Consider the following 583-nt stretch of genomic DNA (forward strand, 5'->3'; position numbering starts at 1 on the left):
GTGAACTGGTCCATGTAATGGCCCCCCAGTTCTGCTGTAATCCGCTGCGCTTCGGCATAGATGTCGGCTGGCGCGACGGCGCGGGTTTCGCCGCCATAGAACGCGATCTGGTCGATCTTGCTGCGCGAGACGCCCTCTTGCACAACCGCGATGAACCGCAGGCCCAAGAGGCGGGCAAAGTAGGCCTCCGACACGGCGGTGGAGCCGGACGAGCTTTCCACGATCACCGTGTCCGGACCTATCCAGCCATTGCAAAGCGCGAACAGATAGAGCGAGCGCGCAAGCCGGTGCTTCAGACTGCCGGTCGGATGCGTGGACTCGTCCTTCAGGTAAAGCGTCTGGTCCGGAAAGCCGGGCAGGTCCACCTTGATCAGATGCGTGTCGGCAGACCGGTTGAAGTCGGCATTGATGCGCTGCACGGCTTCGCGCACCCAGCGCCGCCTCTCCCAATCGAGATGTGAAATGTCCAAGTCTGCCCCCTGCTCCGGCCGATCTGGTGGCCACCATAGAGGCTTGCCCCGGCAGGGCAATTGCAGCGCGCAGCCATTGTCAGGCTTGCGGTTGTACCGCCTCCAGCACGGCC

Annotated in this window: 1 protein-coding gene; it reads right to left on the reverse strand. The window is 63.3% G+C overall.

Features of this window, described 5'->3' with window-relative positions:
- Nucleotides 1–470: pyridoxal-phosphate dependent enzyme (locus B4F73_RS01070; RefSeq protein WP_290482315.1), on the reverse strand; the 470-nt coding region annotated here is incomplete at its 3' end.
- Nucleotides 471–583 lie beyond the last annotated feature (113 nt).

It is taken from the genome of Hyphomonas sp. UBA3601 (assembly GCF_002375605.1).
Taxonomy (GTDB): Bacteria; Pseudomonadota; Alphaproteobacteria; order Caulobacterales; family Hyphomonadaceae; genus Hyphomonas.